Origin of the sequence: Rhodoplanes roseus, assembly GCF_003258865.1 — a bacterium.
Lineage (GTDB): Bacteria > Pseudomonadota > Alphaproteobacteria > Rhizobiales > Xanthobacteraceae > Rhodoplanes > Rhodoplanes roseus.
In genome coordinates this window covers 1-270 of record NZ_NPEX01000828.1, presented here as the reverse complement: position 1 = coordinate 270, position 270 = coordinate 1, and the positions used below count along the sequence as shown (strand labels likewise).

Here is a 270-nt window from a genome sequence, read left to right as displayed (position 1 = left end):
AGCGCCGGTGCCGCCGATGACGCAATCCTCGTAATAGACGTCGAGGTTCGGGATCGACATGAAGCCGCGGCCGCCAGAGCCTTTCAGCAGGATCGGCAGGCCGTTGATGATGACGCCTTCAGAGACGAGGCGGTCGCGCTCCACCGTCACCGGCAGGCCCTGGTTGTTGGGCCCGTCGCCGGACACGTCGATGACCCGGCGCAGCCCCGCATAACCGCTGTCGTCGAAGGCGGAGAAGGAAAATCCCAGCGCACCGGAAATGGAGGTGCG

Annotated in this window: 1 protein-coding gene; it reads right to left on the bottom strand. The window is 65.6% G+C overall.

The genetic code is table 11. From position 1 onward, the window contains the following. A partial coding sequence (locus CH341_RS32590; RefSeq protein ID WP_146604779.1) for a DUF1194 domain-containing protein occupies window positions 1–270 on the bottom strand: 270 nt, incomplete at both ends.